18 protein-coding genes and 1 pseudogene are annotated in these 16,365 nt (G+C 69.6%); 8 read left to right on the forward strand and 11 right to left on the reverse strand.

Annotated features, from left to right (window positions below; all coding sequences use genetic code 11):
• The first annotated feature begins 180 nt into the window (after positions 1-180).
• Entirely contained in the window at positions 181-1,257 is a 1,077-nt protein-coding gene (locus ACG00X_RS19705; RefSeq protein WP_394490674.1) for a pirin family protein, read from the forward strand.
• 22 nt (positions 1,258-1,279) lie between these two features.
• Here the strand turns inward: ACG00X_RS19705 and ACG00X_RS19710 are convergent, their stop codons facing one another.
• Complete coding sequence (locus ACG00X_RS19710) at positions 1,280-2,191, reverse strand: AraC family transcriptional regulator (RefSeq protein ID WP_394490676.1); 912 nt, start codon at positions 2,189-2,191, stop codon at positions 1,280-1,282.
• 237 nt (positions 2,192-2,428) lie between these two features.
• Between ACG00X_RS19710 and ACG00X_RS19715 the strand changes: the two genes are divergently transcribed.
• Entirely contained in the window at positions 2,429-3,190 is a 762-nt protein-coding gene (locus tag ACG00X_RS19715; RefSeq protein WP_394490678.1) for an SDR family NAD(P)-dependent oxidoreductase, read from the forward strand.
• Positions 3,191-3,326: 136 nt separating this feature from the next.
• Here the strand turns inward: ACG00X_RS19715 and ACG00X_RS19720 are convergent, their stop codons facing one another.
• From ACG00X_RS19720 to ACG00X_RS19740, 5 genes are all read right to left on the reverse strand, one after another.
• The gene (locus tag ACG00X_RS19720; protein WP_394490680.1) at positions 3,327-4,058 is read right to left on the reverse strand and encodes an SEL1-like repeat protein; all 732 of its coding nucleotides are present in this window, start codon (positions 4,056-4,058) and stop codon (positions 3,327-3,329) included.
• Positions 4,059-4,130: 72 nt separating this feature from the next.
• Positions 4,131-4,517: a VOC family protein gene (locus tag ACG00X_RS19725; protein WP_394490682.1), complete on the reverse strand. Its 387-nt coding sequence runs from the start codon at positions 4,515-4,517 to the stop codon at positions 4,131-4,133.
• A 42-nt stretch (positions 4,518-4,559) separates the two neighbouring features.
• Entirely contained in the window at positions 4,560-4,859 is a 300-nt protein-coding gene (locus tag ACG00X_RS19730; RefSeq protein WP_394490684.1) for a cyclic-phosphate processing receiver domain-containing protein, read from the reverse strand.
• A 319-nt stretch (positions 4,860-5,178) separates the two neighbouring features.
• Complete coding sequence (locus tag ACG00X_RS19735) at positions 5,179-5,925, reverse strand: hypothetical protein (protein WP_394490686.1); 747 nt, start codon at positions 5,923-5,925, stop codon at positions 5,179-5,181.
• Positions 5,926-6,137: 212 nt separating this feature from the next.
• Positions 6,138-6,452, reverse strand: a complete 315-nt coding sequence (locus ACG00X_RS19740; protein ID WP_394490688.1) for a hypothetical protein — start codon at positions 6,450-6,452, stop codon at positions 6,138-6,140.
• Between the two features lie 227 nt (positions 6,453-6,679).
• Between ACG00X_RS19740 and ACG00X_RS19745 the strand changes: the two are divergent.
• Together ACG00X_RS19745 and ACG00X_RS19750 are read left to right on the forward strand one after the other, a co-directional pair.
• Positions 6,680-6,820: pseudogene (locus tag ACG00X_RS19745) on the forward strand (HNH endonuclease); the annotation flags it as partial.
• 33 nt (positions 6,821-6,853) lie between these two features.
• Positions 6,854-7,342, forward strand: coding sequence for a DUF4265 domain-containing protein (locus ACG00X_RS19750; protein ID WP_394490873.1), 489 nt, complete (start codon positions 6,854-6,856; stop codon positions 7,340-7,342).
• A gap of 160 nt (positions 7,343-7,502) precedes the next feature.
• Here ACG00X_RS19750 and ACG00X_RS19755 read toward each other — a convergent pair whose 3' ends face one another.
• From ACG00X_RS19755 to argC, 4 genes are all read right to left on the reverse strand, one after another.
• Positions 7,503-7,841 carry a hypothetical protein gene (locus ACG00X_RS19755; protein WP_394490690.1) on the reverse strand — a complete coding sequence of 113 codons (339 nt, stop codon included), beginning with the start codon at positions 7,839-7,841 and terminating at the stop codon, positions 7,503-7,505.
• A complete protein-coding gene (locus ACG00X_RS19760) occupies positions 7,838-9,208 on the reverse strand; it encodes an esterase/lipase family protein (protein ID WP_394490692.1) in 1,371 nt (456 codons plus the stop codon). Before ACG00X_RS19760 ends, ACG00X_RS19755 begins: the two co-directional genes overlap by 4 nt.
• Positions 9,205-11,664 carry a hypothetical protein gene (locus ACG00X_RS19765; protein ID WP_394490694.1) on the reverse strand — a complete coding sequence of 820 codons (2,460 nt, stop codon included), beginning with the start codon at positions 11,662-11,664 and terminating at the stop codon, positions 9,205-9,207. The genes ACG00X_RS19760 and ACG00X_RS19765 overlap by 4 nt, the downstream gene beginning before the upstream one ends.
• A gap of 64 nt (positions 11,665-11,728) precedes the next feature.
• Complete coding sequence (gene argC, locus ACG00X_RS19770) at positions 11,729-12,676, reverse strand: N-acetyl-gamma-glutamyl-phosphate reductase (RefSeq protein ID WP_394490696.1); 948 nt, start codon at positions 12,674-12,676, stop codon at positions 11,729-11,731.
• 54 nt (positions 12,677-12,730) lie between these two features.
• On the opposite strand from argC, the gene ACG00X_RS19775 reads away from it, so the two are divergent.
• The 3 genes from ACG00X_RS19775 to ACG00X_RS19785 all read left to right on the forward strand — a co-directional run bounded on the left by ACG00X_RS19775 (position 12,731) and on the right by ACG00X_RS19785 (position 14,269).
• Positions 12,731-13,219 (forward strand): hypothetical protein, encoded by a 489-nt coding sequence (locus ACG00X_RS19775; protein WP_394490698.1) that lies wholly within the window; start codon positions 12,731-12,733, stop codon positions 13,217-13,219.
• A gap of 80 nt (positions 13,220-13,299) precedes the next feature.
• A complete protein-coding gene (locus ACG00X_RS19780) occupies positions 13,300-13,659 on the forward strand; it encodes a DUF2846 domain-containing protein (protein ID WP_394490700.1) in 360 nt (119 codons plus the stop codon).
• Between the two features lie 55 nt (positions 13,660-13,714).
• Positions 13,715-14,269: an RBBP9/YdeN family alpha/beta hydrolase gene (locus tag ACG00X_RS19785; protein ID WP_394490702.1), complete on the forward strand. Its 555-nt coding sequence runs from the start codon at positions 13,715-13,717 to the stop codon at positions 14,267-14,269.
• Here ACG00X_RS19785 and ACG00X_RS19790 read toward each other — a convergent pair.
• A complete protein-coding gene (locus ACG00X_RS19790) occupies positions 14,240-15,274 on the reverse strand; it encodes a tetratricopeptide repeat protein (protein ID WP_394490704.1) in 1,035 nt (344 codons plus the stop codon). The genes ACG00X_RS19785 and ACG00X_RS19790 overlap by 30 nt on opposite strands.
• 62 nt (positions 15,275-15,336) lie before the next feature.
• Between ACG00X_RS19790 and ACG00X_RS19795 the strand changes: the two genes are divergently transcribed.
• Positions 15,337-16,236, forward strand: coding sequence for a ParB/RepB/Spo0J family partition protein (locus ACG00X_RS19795; protein ID WP_394490706.1), 900 nt, complete (start codon positions 15,337-15,339; stop codon positions 16,234-16,236).
• Positions 16,237-16,365 lie beyond the last annotated feature (129 nt).

A 16,365-nucleotide genomic window follows, 5' to 3' on the forward strand; every position in this document is an offset into this window, starting at 1 on the left:
TGGGGGGGGGGGGGGTTGGGGGGGGGGGGGGGGGGGGGGGGGGGGGGGGGGGGGGGGCGCGGGGGGGGGGGGGGCCGCGGGGGGCGCCGGGGGGGGGGGGGGGGGGGCGGGGGGGCCCCCCCCCCCCCCCCCCCCCCCCCCCCCACAGCCTCCTATGCCCGCATCGACACCGAACCGACCATGACCACACCGCCCACCACCTCCGCCGTCCTCTCCGTCGCCCCGCTGGGCATGCCGTGGGAGACGCTCGACCCCTTCCTCTTCTGCGTCCACCACGACGACGCCTACCCGCCCGGCAACGGCCGCCACGGGCCCGACCCCGCGCTGCTGGCCGGCCGCCAGATGGGCGCCGACTTCTCCGGCCAGGCGGGCTGGAGCATGTACCACGGCGAGCAGGTGCCCGGCTTCCCGGCCCACCCGCACCGCGGCTTCGAGACGGTGACCATCGTGCGCCAGGGGCGCGTCGACCACTCCGACTCGCTCGGCGCCGGCGCCCGCTTCGGCGGCGGCGACGTGCAGTGGCTGACGGCCGGCCGCGGCATCGTGCACGCCGAGATGTTCCCGCTGCTGCGCACCGACCAGCCCAACCCGCTGGAGCTGTTCCAGATCTGGCTCAACCTGCCGGCCGACAGCAAGATGGTGGCGCCGCACTTCACGATGTTCTGGTCGCAGCACATCCCCCGCCACCGCTTCGCCGACGACGCCGGCCGCGCGACCGAGGTCGTGTGCATCGCCGGCCCGCTGCCCACCCCCGACGGCGCCCTGCAGCCGCTGGCCCCGCCGCCCGACTCCTGGGCCTCGCGTGCGCCGGCCGACGTCGCCATCTGGACGCTGCGCCTGGCGCCCGGCGCGCGCTGGACGCTGCCCGCCGCCGCCGGCCACGGCACGCGCCGCAAGCTCTACTTCTTTGCCGGCCGCACGCTGGCCATCGACGGCCAGGCGGTGCCGATGCGCTCGGGCGTCGAGGTGAAGGCCGGCGTGGCCGTCACCCTCGTCAACGGCGACGAACCGGCCGAACTGCTGATGCTGCAGGGCCGCCCCATCGGCGAGCCGGTGGCGCAGTACGGCCCCTTCGTCATGAACACCGAGCAGGAGCTGCGGCAGGCCTTCGACGACTACCGCCGCACCCAGTTCGGCGGCTGGCCCTGGCCCGACGCGGCGCCGGTGCATGGCGACGACGCCACCCGCTTCGCCCGCCATGCTGACGGCAAGACCGAGCGGCACACGGCGCAGGACGAGGGCGCCGCCACGCCTTGACGGGGCGCCCGGCCGGCACTGCTCACGAGGCCTCGGCGCCCCCGGCCCGCGGGCCCACGGCGGCGCGCAGCCCCAGCCGCAGCTTGTCCCGCCCCGGCGGGGCGCCGAACAGGCGGCTGTACTCGCGGCTGAACTGCGAGGGGCTGTCGTAGCCCACGCTGTAGCCGATGGCCGCCACGTCGCCCGCGTCGGCCATGATGCGCGCCCGCGCCTCCTGCAGCCGGATCAGCTTCTGGTACTGCAGCGGGCTCATCGTCGTCGCGCCGCGGAAATGGCGGTGGAAGGACGACTCGCTCATCGCCACCATGTCGGCCAGCTTGGGGATGGAGATCGCCTCGGCATGGTGGGCGCGGATGAAGCGGATGGCCCGCCCGATCTGGGACAGCCGGCTGTCGGCCAGGCCGATCTGGCGCACCATCGCGCCCTGCGGCCCGTGCAGCAGCCGCCACACCAGCTCGCGCTCCACCAGCGGCCCCAGCACGGCCGCATCGCGCGGCGAGTCCTTCAGCCGCAGCATGCGCACCACCGTGTCCAGCAGGTCGGCCGGCGCATTGCTGACCGCGAAGCCCGCCGGCTCCATCGCCGGCACGTCGGCCGGGTTCATCTCCAGCAGCAGCGACGAGATGGTGGCCGCCTGCAGCGTCAGGCCGGTGGCGAGATAGGGCAGCTCGGGGCTGGCCTCGATCACGCAGCCGGCGATGGGCAGGTCCACGCCCACGACGAGGAACTGGCCGCCGCCATACTCGAACACCTCGTCGCCCAGCATCGCCCGCTTGGCGCCCTGCGCCACCAGCACGAAGGTCGGCTCCAGCACATGGTGCTGAACCTCGGTAGGCGCCTCGGCCGTCACCGCGAACACGTCGCCCGCGCCACGGTCGCCACTTGCCGTGGCATGGCGCGTGATCAGCGCCCGCAATTCTTCCAGTGAACCCATGGCGCGACCGTACCCGTTGCCCCCGGGCGGCTCAAGGCCCGGGCACGCGGCACGGCCCGGATTGAGCGAATCAGGCAAGAGCTTGGCGGTTTTGGGCTATCGCACCCGGCACCATCAAGTCGCACGGAGAGCTGCCATCCAATGATGGGTGAATCGTGCAATCACCTGCGTGGATTTGACTGCCCGATCCGGCCGCCAGCCGCTTCAATGCGGGCCTTCGTCCCAGGGAGGTCGCGCATGATGAAGATGACTGGCAACACGGTGCTCGTGGCCGGCGGCACACAAGGCATCGGCCGTGGTCTGGCCGAGCTGCTGTGCCGGCTCGGCAACGACGTGCTCGTCTTCGGCGGCGAGCCCGGCGCCGCCCAGGCGCTGGCCCGCGCCACGCCCGGCATGCGCGCCGTCGACCTCGACCTGGCCGACCCCTGGAGCGTGGCCGGCTTCGCCGAACAGGTCACGGCGACCTGCCCCGGCCTGAACATGCTGCTCACGCTGTCCATCGCCTTCCCGGTCAGGCACCTGCCCGGCCTACAAGCGCTGCTGGCCGCCGACGACAGCGACGCCAAGCTCGAAGCCCAGCAGCTGGGCCTGCAGCACCTGACCGGCGTGCTGCTGCCTCACTTTCGCAAGCGAACGCACAGCGCGGTGCTGCACGTGTCCGCCGGGCCGTTGCTGGCGCCGCAGCCGGCCAGGCGGCGAACACCGCTCGTCGCGGCCGGCCTGCCGGTGTGCACGCTGTCCGTCCGCAAGCGCTGGGCTGGCGCGTCCATCGAGGTGACCGACGTGGCCCTCCCCTCCCGCGCCGAACGCGTCAGCGCCGCCCATGCCGCCTCGCCCCAGGGCGTGCCGCGAGCCGAGTTCATCTCCGGCCTGGCCTACCTGCTCGCCGAAGGCCCGCAGGAGGCCGCGGCGCTGGCCCGCCTGCAAGCCCTGTGGCCGGCAGCCCGCCCGGCGGTGCGCGACACGCGCGACGACGACCTGATGTCTGAAGCGGTCTGATGCGATCTGAGGCGGCGGCTCGCACCCCAGCGGGCCTGCAGCGCTGCTCACCGATGGGGTGAACGTCGCCGCAAACGCAAGGCGTTGATGCGGCTAGCGTTTCGATGCGGAGCGAGCGGTCGACAGCCTCCTGGGCTCAGTGCTCCAGCGAAGCGATCAGCGCGGGCACGCCCTTCAGGCCGGCGCGAGCCTGCAGCGTCAGCGGTGACGGCGCTGTGACCCAGCTGTCGCGCAACGCCGCAGCCGCCGCCTTCTCGTCGGCCGACAGCGTCCCCTCCAGCGAGGCCATACGCTCCAGCAGTTCCTTCGGCGGCTGGGGCATGCGGGCCTGCAACAACTGCAGCAGCGCATAGCCCGTGTGCTTGTCGGCCGAGCCCGGGCGGGACAGCTGGTCGGCCAGATAGGCCGTCGACGGCAGATCGCCCTGGTGCGACGCGCGCTCGAACCAGCGCTGCGCCGTCGCGGCCTCGCCCGTCCTGGCGTAGTGCAGGGCCACGTCTTGCTGGGCCAGGTCATAGCCCGCCTCGGCGGCGCGCAGCTTGAACTTCAAGCCCTCGGCCGCATCCACCGGCACGGTGCCGGGGAACTGGCCCATCAGGTAGCAGCCCACCTTGAATGCCGCCAGCGCATGCCCGGCCGCGGCAGCCTCGGAAAAGCGCCTGAACGCCGCCGTGTGGTCAGCCGGCGTGCCGATGCCGTTGTTCAGGAACATGCCCAGGTTGTAGAGCACCTCCGCGTTGCCGGTCGACGCAAGCGCCGACATCTTCGAGAACATCGCCTCCCGCGACGGTCCCTCCGGTGCGGCGGCGGCGGTGCAGGACAAGGCGACCATCGCCAGCGCAGCGGCGCAATGCTTGATGCGGAACATGGACCTCCTGATGGGGCGTAGCCAGCGGCGCCGAGATGGCCGGCGACATGGCAGTTAGCTTATCGCACCGGCTCAGTTGGCTGAAACCTCGGGCGCGTGGCACACCGCCTCGATGTTGTGGCCCTCGGGGTCGATGACAAAGGCCGCGTAGTAATGGGCGTGGTAGTTCGGTCGCAGGCCCGGCGGCCCGTTGTCGCGGCCACCTGCCGCCAGCGCCGCGCGGTAGAACGCGTCGACCTGCTCGCGCGTGGCCGCCGTGAACGCCAGGTGCAGGTGCGCCGGCTGCTCATCGGTCTGAAACAGGCACAACGATGCCGGGTTGCCGTCGATGAACAGCTCAATGCCGTAAGACGGCACACCCTCCGCGCCGCCCTTCACGCCCAATGGCGCCAAGGCCTGAAGGTAGAACGCCTTGCTGGCCGCGTAATGGCGGACGCCGAACTTGACGTGGTCGAACATGGACGCTGCTCCTGCCGCTGTGGGTGAATCGAGCGGGCCGCCTCAGCCCTGGCTGCATGCCAGGGCCTCGATCGCCGCGATGCCGGCCAGCATCTTCTGCCGCGCCGACGAGTTCGCCGAATGAACCACCCTCTTCGGCGGCCGGAACCGACGCAAGGCAACGGCCTCCTCCACCCACAGCACCACGTCATAGCCCGTGCCGCGGGCATCGTCGCCGAGGTCATGGTCGAGGCCGCTCTCGTCGACCTTCCCCGTTTCGAGCAACGCGATGGCCTCGTCGGGCCAATACACCCTCACCCAGCCCGGCGGCGTACGGCGTTCGTCATCGAGGTAGATGCGCATGGGGCAACGGGTTGGCGATCCAGGCCGGCTGGCGGCGACGACTCAAAGGGACGTGGTGCGCGGAAACCCGGTCAGTTGGGTGCGGGCCAGACATCAAGGGATGGGCAATTGTTGGGCTTCTCTGCGTTCAGCCCAACCTACCGGGCTGAAACACGTTCTTGGCCAAATCCAGGCCGATCGTCGTAATCTCCATCTCGGACGCCCCTTCCGGTCAGTGGTTGAACATTGCCCTTCCACTTTGGCACTTCGATGCCGTTCAAGGTGGGGGCGTCCATCCCATTAACCTACCGAGCTGATGTACCGCACCACGCGGGGTTTGCTACTTCTTCGCCGGCGGTTCGCCCTTCATGCACATGAAGCCGTGCCGCGTCTCGACCTCCCGCGTGTCGTTCAGGCCTTGCCAGCCTTCGGGGTGCAGCTGGAACAGGCTAGCCAGCGTCTGGGTGCCTCCAGCCTCGCGACGCCGCTCGAAGAACTCCCGGCGCTCCCGCTCCATCTCGGCTTGAGCGTCCTTTGTCGAAAGCGCCGCAAGCGGCAGGATGACTGCATCTAGCAGGATGCGCCTGAAGGCCTTGCCGAGCCAGCTGAAGTCGTCGGCCTCCTTGTGCCTGTCGTCGCCTTCGAGCGTCAGCAAGTGGTTGCTAAGTTCCACCTTTTGGTACGGCGTCAGGCCGTCGACGTACTCCTGAAGCGACTTCGACAGGTTCTCGACCCGATGGGCGAACTGGTTTCGCACGTGCGCCAGCTTGGCCAGGATGAGTCTCTCGTCCTTCTTGAGGATGCCCAGCTTCTCGCACAGGTTGAGCCGTGCGGACTGGCTGAGGCCAGAGACGTGGTCGAACATCAGCTCGTTGTGCAGCGACGAGACCAGAGCCTGGGTGACTGCCGCCTCGACGAGGACTGCAAGCTTGATGAGGAACTCCCAGTCGCTGCCATTCTCCCGCAGCTGAAGCACGTACCGCTCCGGCAATCCAAGCCGCTGCTCGGTTCGCTGGAGCGCCTCCGCGCACATGTCGTCGTAGCGCCTCCTGCGCTGCTCCTGAGTTAGCTGCACGTAGTCGGCCATAGGTTGCCCTCCTGGGTTCCATTGTGCGCATCTCCCTACACGAGGGGATGAGCACAACGACCTACATCAGCCGCGCCCAACTGGAGGCCCTGCTTGGGGTCGCTGAACTCGAGGGGTTCACCAGGGCTGGCACCGGCAATTCGGAGGCTGACAGCTACGTGCGGACGGCTCGGCCGTCCGACTTCGGTGACGGGATCAAGTCTCAAATCCCGCTAGAACGACCTCGCCCGCCACGCATGCACGAAGCTCGGCACGTCATGCGTCCAGCGCGGCAGCACCGCGGAATTGGCCAGCCCCTCCAGGTCGGCCACCACGCCCACCCAGATGGCCGCGGCCACCGGCCAGCCCGGCTGGCCCAGGGCGAGCAGCGCGAAGAAGCCGGCGAACAGCGCGATGCCCCAGCGCTTGGACGACCACATGTGATAACTCGCCTCGCGGCCGAACTTGCACAGGTCGTAGGCGTAGCGGGCCACTTGCAACGCCACCACCACCGGCGCCAGCCCCGCGCGCAGCAGCGTGAGCGCCAAAGGCAGCTCGGTAGGTTGGGCTGAACGCCGTGAAGCCCAACAAATTTCTTTGGCCCAGCTGCTGGTATTCACGTACTCATTCCGATGGATTGTTTGCGAAAACGCTGGGGTTCGCATAACTCACCCCAGCCTACCGAGCTGATGGCAAGCGGGGCTCTACCGGTGGTCCAGGGGCCGGCAAGCGATTCCCGGCTGAATCTCCTGAGACAAAGGAGTCGAAGGAGGGTGTGCCCTGCCGCTACTGCGGTCGTCCGACGACGAATGAGCCAGGTAAAGATAATTCCCGCGAGCGAGAGCACATCGATCCAAAGAGCAAAGGTGGCAACAACACGCCGGAGAATGAGGGGGACTCGTGTAGAAGTTGCAACCGTAGCAAGGGGGGGGGGGCGAACCCCAGAGGAATGGAAGCGACCACCAGAGGAGAAGAAGTCGACATGATTGCTGAAGCGAAACAAACGATGGTTTCATTCCTCTCCAACGAAGCGGGGCAGGCAGTTGTTGAAAACATGCATGCAGTGCCTGTTGGCGAAGACCTGTACTGCTTGGACAACTCTCCCTTTTACGTTTACGGCGTGAGCTTCGGGGACGTCGTTCATGCGCCGATGAGCGACGGCCGGCCGGTCTTTGTTGGGGTCATGGAGCACCGGGGGCATTCAACGTATCGCGTGCGACTACCGGCCGGGAGTGGTCATGATGACTTTGCACAGCACTGGTCGCCTCTGGAGCAGCTGGGTTGCTCGTTTGAAGGATCTGGAGTGTCAACTCGCCGGCTCTATGCGATCGATGTTCCTCCTACCTCGGATGTCGTGGCCGTATACAAAGTCTTGGAGGACGGAGAGAGTGCGGGGTGGTGGGAGTTCGAGGAAGCGCACTATTGCGCGCGTCCTTAGCATTGCGAGATGCTGACCACGCGCGTGGTCGGCCTACCAAGTAAAGCTGCCCTGCGATGCGTTGCAAGCCCGCTCGTCCCCTTGCGCGCAGGTGAAGGGGTCAAGTCTCAAATCTAAATCCCTAGCACCAGGTCACGGGGTCAGTCTCAAATCCAAACCCCTAGAACGACCTGACCCGCCACCCATGCACCAGGCTCGGCGCGTCATGCGTCCAGCGCAGCACCACGGAGATGGCCAGCCCCTCCAGGTCGGCCACCACGCCCACCCAGATGGCCGCGGCCACCGGCCAGCCCGGCTGGCCCAGGGCGAGCAGCGCGAAGAAGCCGGCGAACAGCGCGATGCCCCAGCGCTTGGACGACCACATGTGATAACTCGCCTCGCGGCCGAACTTGCGCAGGTCGTAGGCGTAGCGGGCCACTTCCAGCGCCACCACCACCGGCGCCAGCCCCGCGCGCAGCAGCGTGAGGGCCAACGGCAGGTGGCGCAGCGCGGCGCTCACCGCAGCCGCCCGTCCAGCCAGCCCAGCACGCGCGGGTCCTGGAAGTAGTTGGTGTGGTGCGTCTCGGCGCTGACGCCGAGGTTTTCCCACTGCGGCGCCGCCAGCGCCAGCTCGCCCAGGCGGTTCATCGAGGCCGTGTCGACGACCAGGTCGTTGGGCTGGTCGAAGATGAGGTCGGCCCCCGCGTGCAGCAGCTGGCCTTTCAGGTTCGTCATGCGCTTCCAGAACTTCCACAGCGGCTCGTTGGATTCGGCCGGCATGAAGCTGCCGCCGATGGCGCGCACGTCCGCGCCCGCCGGCAGCGGCCACAGCTGGGCCAGCTCCAGGTTGTTCTCGACGCGGCCCTGCGCCAGCAGCCCGGGCACCAGGCCCACGGCAGCGTCGGCCAGCGGCGTGCGGGCGCCCAGTTGCAGCACCTTGCCGAGCACACAGGCCAGGCCGCCCACGCCCAGCGCCAGCGTGCTCAGGCCGGGCGGCGCGAGCGCGCCGGTGCGCAGCGCCGCCTCGGCCACGGCGTCGGCGAAGCTGGCCAGCGTGTCCAGCGCCTGGCGCAGCTTGTCGGGCGCGGCCAGCGAGGTGCCGGCCAGCGGCGAACCCACGAACAAGGCCTGGCGTGCCCGCAGCGCCGGTGCCAGCCGCAGCAGCCACGAGATGACCAGGCCGCCGCGGCTGTGACCGACAAAGTCGAACTCGGCCGGGCAGGCGTCGAGTGCATCGCGCAGCGCAAGCGCGTTCAGCCACGGCGCGACGGACAGCGTCGGGTGGTCGAAGGCCAGCACGGCCGCGTAGCTGCCGCTCGCATCGGCCAGGCGCTGCAGCAAGGCCTGGCCCTCGGCCGTTGCGGTGAACTCGCGTGCATACATCGCGCTGGCGCTGAAGGTGCCATGCACCAGCACCAGCACCCGGCCGCGCAGCGCGGCCAGTTCACCGGCGGCCAGCGGCACCCAGCCCTGCCCGGCCCAGCGCCGCAGGCCTTGGGACGGCAGGGCCAGCCCGGCCAGCACGGGGTTGAGGCGGCGGTCCAGGCCCTGCAGTGCGGCCGTCAGCTGGTTGGCGCCCAGCTCGGGGAAGGCGATGCGCTGCACGGTCTCCCGCGGCTCGGTGCCAAAGGCGCGCCAGCTGCGCCGCCCCGGCATCGCCTGCGCTCGCACCGGGGGTTCGTACACCCAGCGCAGCAGGCCGCCCTCGTCGTCGGCGCGCACCAGCCGCACGGCCGCGCGGCCGTCACTCGCCCGCTGCGCCTCGAAGCCGCGGCGGCGGCGTTGCTGGATGGGTGCGCGCGCCGCATCGGCGGCCGCAGCCGGCGTGTCGAGCTGCTGGGCCACGCCGGCCCACAAGGCCCGGCGGGCGGTGCCGGCCGCCGTCATGGCGCGCCTCCGGCTTCACGCAGCGTGGGCAGCATGGGCAGCGGCGTGATCTGCCGTTGCCGCGCGGTGATGATGTCCAGCATGGCGTCGTAGTCGGCCCGCTCGGCCAGCGCATCGATGCCGGCCTCGATGGCCTCGATGAAGCCGCAGTGCTCGGTCAGCCGCACGGTCTCGATGGGCACGAGCTTGCGCTGCCGCACGAGGTGGCGCACCTCGTCCCAGCTGGCGCGGCCGGCATGCCAGGGCACCACCTGCGCGTTGGCGGCCGAGCTGCCGCTCTCGTCGGCCTGCAGCGCGTCGCTGTAGCTGCCGGTCATCTGCATGTACTCCTCCCGGAACGACGCATGCCGCCACCAGCCCGGCAAGGCATGGCCCTCCAGCAGGAAGACGACGGGGTAGATGTCCACCAGCTCCAGGCAGGCCGCGAACAGCAGCGCCAGGTCGATGCAGGTGCCCGCGCGCTCGGCCAGCACGGCAGACGGCGTGCGCAGGCGCTGCGAGTCCAGCTGCTTGCTGTAGCTGGGCGGCGGGTTGATGTAGCCCAGCTGCCAGTCGTGCAGCAGCGTGGCCCACAGCGCCTCGACCTGGCGGTCCACGCCGCGCAGCAGGTCTTCGTCGATGCGGCCGTCGGCCGGCACGGCGCCGTCGGGCACGCACTGGTAGCCCTCGAAGCCGGCCGTGGGGTCGTCGCGCAGCACGCGGTTGTAGCGCTGCGCCTGCGCCACGGCACGCACGACGGCCGGGTCGCGCGGCAGCACGAACGACGGCAGCCAGCGGCCGTCGCGGCGGTTGTCGCGCCACTGGTCCACCGGCAGCAGGCGCAGCCGGTGGCTGTCGTGATACAGCACGCGGTCGCCCTGCCGCACGCGAACCTGCAGGCTGGTGTTGATGGCCTCGTGCACGCCGCGCGCCACGTCGGCCGTCAGCGGCACATGGATGTCTGCCGTGAGGTTCTCGCGCTCGTGCCGCATGACGACACGGCGCGCGTACCGCGCCTGCTCGTCGCCCAGGTGCACGGCCACTTCCACATCCACGGGCTCGGCGCGGTCGGGGGCGTCGCAGCTCAGCACGAAGCGCCGGAACAGCGGCTGCGCGTTGTGCAGCACGGCGTAGTTCAGCTCGGGATAGGGTTCGATGGCGCAGCGCACCTCGGCGGAGGCTGGTGCGGGCAGGGCCAGCGCGAGGCGGCGGGCCGCGTGGGCGGCGCTGGTGGCCGCGTCGACGAACACGGGCCCGTCCAACCACAGCGTCACGCCGGTCGCATCCACCGACTCCGGCAACGCCCTCACCTCCTCCCACACGGCGCTGAAGGCGCTCGGCAGATCGAACCCGCCAGCGAAGAGATGGCGCAGCAACTGCACCAGCGCGTACTCGGCCAGCGAGTCGTCGAAGGCGTCCTGGAAGCCCAGCGCGGCGCGCGTGGCGCCCTCGGCCACCATCATCGGCGCCAGCCGCGCCGCGCTGTTCCACACGTTGAACGTCGTCAGGTAGCTCGGCCGCGCCGCACCGGCCAGACACGCGGCCAGCATCTGCGCCGGCACCAGCTGCGGCACGCCATGGCTGCCGCGCAGCAGCAGGCCATCCACCATGCGCCGCCGGTCGGCCATCACGTCGGCCACGCGGCACAGGTCCCCCACGCCCACCGGGCGCTTGGCGACGGCATCCCAGCTCACCGGCTCCACCAGCGCTGCGTCGCCCTTGGCCTCCTGCAGCCCGCGCAGGCCCTGGTGGCTGTCCATGCCTGCGATGTGCAGCAGGTGGGGCGGCCGCGCCCGCAGCTCGGCGGCCAGCTCGTCCAGGCTGGGCCAGTTCAGCACGCGCGGGGCCGGTACGCCGGGCGGCAGCGCGGCCGCCAGGTTCTTCAGTTCGGCCTCGACCGTCCAGCCCCCGTTCAGTTCGGTCGGCAGCGCGTTGACGAACAGCACGCGGAAGTCCTTCAGCGCGGGAAAGACGACCACCTCGCGCGGCACCGGGCGCCACGCGCCTTCCACCTCGTGCTGCACCTGCAGCTCACGGATGACGGTCACCGGCCGGGGCCCGTCGACCGCGCCGCGGCGCGCCTCGCGCGTGGCCGCCGCCAGCACGTACTCCCACGGGAACACGCGCCCTTCCCAGCAGACGGCCTCGTGCTGGTAGGGCACGCGCACGACCAGCGTCTGCGCCTCGCCCAGCGCCCGCAGCTCCTCGGCGCCCAGGCCCAGCGTCCTCAGCGTCTGGGCGGCCTCGGCCTGGTGCTGCTGGCGCACCTTGGCGTCACGCAGCCAGCGCTGGCGGGAGCGCAGCAGATAGGTCCAGCGCAGCGCCTGCTGGGCCATGCTCTGGCGCGAGCGCACATCCACACTGGCCAGCGGCAGGCCCAGCACATCGCCGGGCCGCGCGATGTGCACGGCCTCCAGCAACTGCTCATGTTCGGGTGGCGGGCGGCGTTTCCTCTGCGCTCTGCCGGATGTGCTCACGGTCGGGCCTCCTCATCAAGACGGCCCGCAGTATCGCGATGCGGCAGCCCGCCGCAACACCGGGTTAGACCAGACCCAGACTTTCTTCCAGGCCCAGGTGCACATTCATGCTCTGCACGGCGGCGCCGCTGGCGCCCTTGCCGAGGTTGTCCAGCCGCGCGATGACCAGCGCCTGCGTGTCGCTGGCGAACACAAAGATGTCCACGCGGTTGGTGTCGTTGCAGGCCTGCACGTCGAAAAAGCCGCCTTCCAGCGTGGCCGCGTCGCGCAGCGGCATGACGCGGATGAAGCGCTCGCCGTCGTAGTGCGCCGCGAGGGCCGCGTGCAGATGCTCCGGCGTCGTGCCGGCCTTCAGCTGGCTCAGCTGCAGCGGCACGCTGACGGCCAGGCCCTTGTAGAAGCTGCTGACGATGGGCATGAACACCGGCGGCGTGGCCAGCCCCGTGTGGGCCATCATCTCCGGCAGGTGCTTGTGCTTCAGGCCCAGCCCGTAGGGGCGCGGTGCCTGCAGATGGGCCGGCAGCGGCTGCTGCTCGTACTCCGCGATCATGCTCTTGCCGCCGCCCGAATAGCCCGTGATGGACGTGGCGCTGACGGCCGCTTCCCGGGGCAGCAGGCCGGCATCCACCAGCGGCCGCACGGCCAGGATGAAGGCGCTGGCGTGGCAGCCCGGGTTGGCGATGCGCTTGGCCGCGCGGATGGCAGCGCGCTGCCCCTTGACCAGCTCGGGCAGGCCGAAGGTCCAGCCCGGCACGGTGCGGTGGGCCGTGCTGGCGTCGATGAGGCAGGTGTTGGGGTTGCTGATCATGGCCGCCGCCTCGCGCGACGCCGCATCGGGCAGGCACAGGAAGGCCACGTCGGCGGCGTTCAGCAGCCGGGCGCGCTCGGCGGAGTCCTTGCGCTTGTCGGCGTCAATCTTCAGCACCTCGATGTCGCTGCGGGCCGCGAGGTACTCGTGAATCCGCAAGCCGGTCGTGCCCTCCTGGCCATCCACAAACACTCGGTAAGTCATCGCATCGTCCTTGCTGAAACGGTTCCCTCTCCGGGAAAGCCCGAAGCATAGACGGTGACGAATCACCTCCCTGGTCTTCTCGACCGTTATCGTGCCGAGGCTATCCTCCGCGCGCTCAAAACAAGACAAATCAGGGAGTTGAAAATGCTGTCACCCAAGATGGGCCTGGCTGCGGCGCTGGCCGCCGTCGCGCTGCTTTCTGGCTGCGCGAGCGCCGTGCGCACCGAAGCCACGAACTTCACACCGGTCGCGGCCGGGCAACCTGCCACCGTCGTTCGGCTCACCAGCGACGCCACCGCCACCCCATCGGCCGGCTATCCCCGTACCCTGAAGGCCGGCAGCCAGTGGCGCTTGGCCGGACAAGTGACGCAGGGGCAGGTTTTCCGCCCCATCAATTCGGTCTTCACCATCGAAGGCCGTCAAGTCCACGAGGCCTACCTCGTGGTGTCGGGCGGCAAGCTGGTGGGCTTCTACCTGCCGGGTGAAGCCAACTACGCCGCCCTGAATATTCCTGTCCCCCTGTCCATCGGAGATTCTCAGTGATTCGTCGTTTCGTCCTCGCCGCCGCCCTTGTGGGTACCGCCATCCTGACTGGCTGCGCCTCTGGCCCGAAATTCGCGGAAATGTCCAAGACCATCCCGACGCTGAAGGCCGGCGAAGGCCGCGTCTACTTCTTCCGTTCGGACTCGATGATGGGCGCCGCCCTCCAACCCGACATCCGTCTGAACAAAGAGGTTGTGGGCGCTTCCAAGCCGGGCGGCTTCTTCTATGTCGACCGCCCGGCCGGCAGCTTCTCCGCCGCCACCGCCACCGAAACCGAGAAGACGCTGTCGTTCACCCTGGACGCTGGCGAGACCAAGTACGTTCGCACCTCGCCGAGCTTTGGCGTGCTGGTGGGCCGCATCGTGCTGGAACTCGAAGATCCGAAGAAGGCGCAGGCGGAAATTGAGAGCCTGAGCTTCGTGCCGCTGGTCAAGAAGTAAAGCCTCACCCGGCGCTGGCGCCAGCCAGCGCCGGGCGTCTTACAGTCCGCCGGACATGAAGACGCCCCGAATTCTCCTTCTCCCCGGCTGGCAGAACTCCGGCCCCGACCACTGGCAAAGCCGTTGGGAGCGGCTGCATGGCGATGAACGCGTGGAGCAGCACGACTGGGACTGGCCGCGCCGTGGCGACTGGATGGCCCGGCTGGACGAGGTGCTGCTGCAAAGCGACGCGCCCGCCGTGCTGGTGGCGCATTCGCTGGGCTGCCAGCTGGTGGCGGGTTGGGCCGAGCACTCACAGCACACGGCGCGCGTGAAGGGCGCACTGCTCGTCGCCCCGCCCGACACCGAACGCGAAGCTACCCCACCCCAGCTGCACAACTGGCGCCCCATCCGCCGCCAGCGCCTGCCCTTCCCGAGCATCGCGGTCATCAGCAGCGACGACCCTTTCTGCACACCCGAACGCGCCACGCAGATGGCGGCCGACTGGGGCGCCAGCGTCGTCATGGCCGGGCCACGCGGGCATCTGAATGCCGACTCGGGCCTGGGCGACTGGCCTGAGGGCCGGGATTTTCTGCTCAGCCTAGGGCGTTCGAGCCAGCTTCAGGCGTGACGGCCCCATGGCCTCCCCGGGCCGCCATTGCGCGGCCAGGCGGCGGGCCTCGGCGAGCTGCGCCGGCGTCAGCGTCGCGGCGAGTTCCTCCCCTTCCTCTTTGTCGATCTCGCCGTTCAGCGCCAAGGACAGCCAGGCATAGGCCTGCACCGGCTCTCGCGCCAGTCCCTTGCCTGCTTGCAGGAAGCGCGCGAATTTGCGTTGGCTGCGGCGATCGTTGGCGCGCGCCCCGGTCTCGTACCAATGCGCGGCCTGCTGGAAATCCTGATGCACGCCGAGGCCGAACTCGAAGCAACGGCCCAGCGCGTAAGCCGCGATCTGCGGCCCGGCGATTCCCTTGACCGCCTTCAGATACCAAGACGCCGCCGCCGCTTCGTCCTTGGCAGTGCCCTGGCCCCGCTGCAGCATCTCTGCCAAGTAGAACTGGGCGAGCCCATCCCCCTTGTGCGCCGCCATCCCAAACCATTTCACGGCTTCGTGCTCATCCTTGGCGGTACCGCGCCCTGCGCGCAAAGCCTGGGCCAGATAAACCTGCGCCCACAGATCGCCCGCTTCGGCCGCCTGGCGATACCAGTGGGCGCTTTCCGCTTCGTTGACGGCAATGCCGGCATAGGGAAAACCGAGGGCGTTGCCGAGTTTGACCTGAGCCGACACGGTGCCCTGGGCGGAGGCCTGGCGCAGCCGGTCCAGCGCCTCCTGCAGGGCGGGCTTGTCGGCTTGGTCCGCCAGAAGCATGTCGGTCAGTTGCATAAGCGCCTCCTCGTGACCCTGCGCTGCAGCCTTGCGCAACCACGCCAGCGCCTCTTGCGGCCGGCCCCAACGCAGCAGTTGCGCGAGCTGCCATTGCACTTCAACGTCGCCCGCCTCGGCCACAGGCCTCAGCACCGACGCCCGCTCTTCGAGTTCGGCCGCCTGCCGCACTGGATCAATAGGTGGCGGCATGGCATGCGCCACCTTCCCAGCCGCCGCCAGCCATACCGCGACCACCAAATGCACGAGCTTCACGCGTCTCTCCCTGACCCGACCGAAACATCATGCATGAGAGCATGCCGCGCGAGAATCAGCACATGGTCACGAAAAAACCCAAAGGCCTCGGCCTCGGTCTGGAAGCCCTGTTGGGCCCCAAAGTCAGCGACACCCCCGCTCCCGAACGCGACGGCATGCCCAGCACCTTGAAGCTGGAGCAGTTGCAGGCCGGCAAATACCAGCCGCGCACGCGCATGGACGAGGGCTCGCTGTACGAGCTGGCCGAATCCATCAAGGGCCAGGGCATCATGCAACCGATCCTGGTCCGGCCCATCACGCCCAACGGTGGCGTCAGCTACGAGATCATTGCCGGCGAGCGCCGCTTCCGTGCGGCCAAGCTCGCGGGCCTGCGCGAAGTGCCGGTGCTCGTGAAGGCGGTGCCCGACGAATCAGCCGCCGCGATGGCGCTGATCGAGAACATCCAGCGCGAAGACCTCAACCCGCTCGAAGAGGCCCAAGGCCTGAAGCGCCTGACCGACGAGTTCGGCCTCACGCACGAGCAGGCCGCGCAAGCCGTGGGCCGCTCGCGCAGTGCGGCCAGCAACCTGCTGCGGCTGTTGAACCTCGCAACGCCGGTGCAGAACATGCTGATGGCCGGCGACCTCGACATGGGCCACGCGCGCGCACTGCTGCCGCTGGACGGTGCAACACAGATCACGACGGCCAGCGAGATCGCGGCCAAGAAGCTCAGCGTGCGCGAGGCCGAGAAGCTCGTCGCCAAGACGCAGGGCGCCGCTCGCCAGGCGCCGCTGCTGCGCGTGAAGACCGACAAGAGCCGCGACGTGCTGCGACTGGAAGAAGAACTGGCCGATGCGCTCGGCACCACGGTCGAAGTCCGCGTGAAGAAGCACAGCAAGCGCGGTGGCCAGAGCGGTGAAGTGGCCATCCATTTCGACTCGCTGGACGCGCTGTCGGGCCTGCTCGAGAAACTGCGCGGTTGAACCCGGCAGGGCCGCTGCGGTCGACACGGCTCGACGGCAGCGGCGCGCACCGCCATCGGCCACGCAGCGCACCAGCACGCAGCGAACTGTCACCGCGCTGTTACCGGGCCAACAGTTTTTCACCCGCTG

The sequence above is a fragment of the Pelomonas nitida genome, from assembly GCF_043555975.1.
Taxonomy (GTDB): Bacteria; Pseudomonadota; Gammaproteobacteria; order Burkholderiales; family Burkholderiaceae_C; genus Pelomonas; species Pelomonas nitida.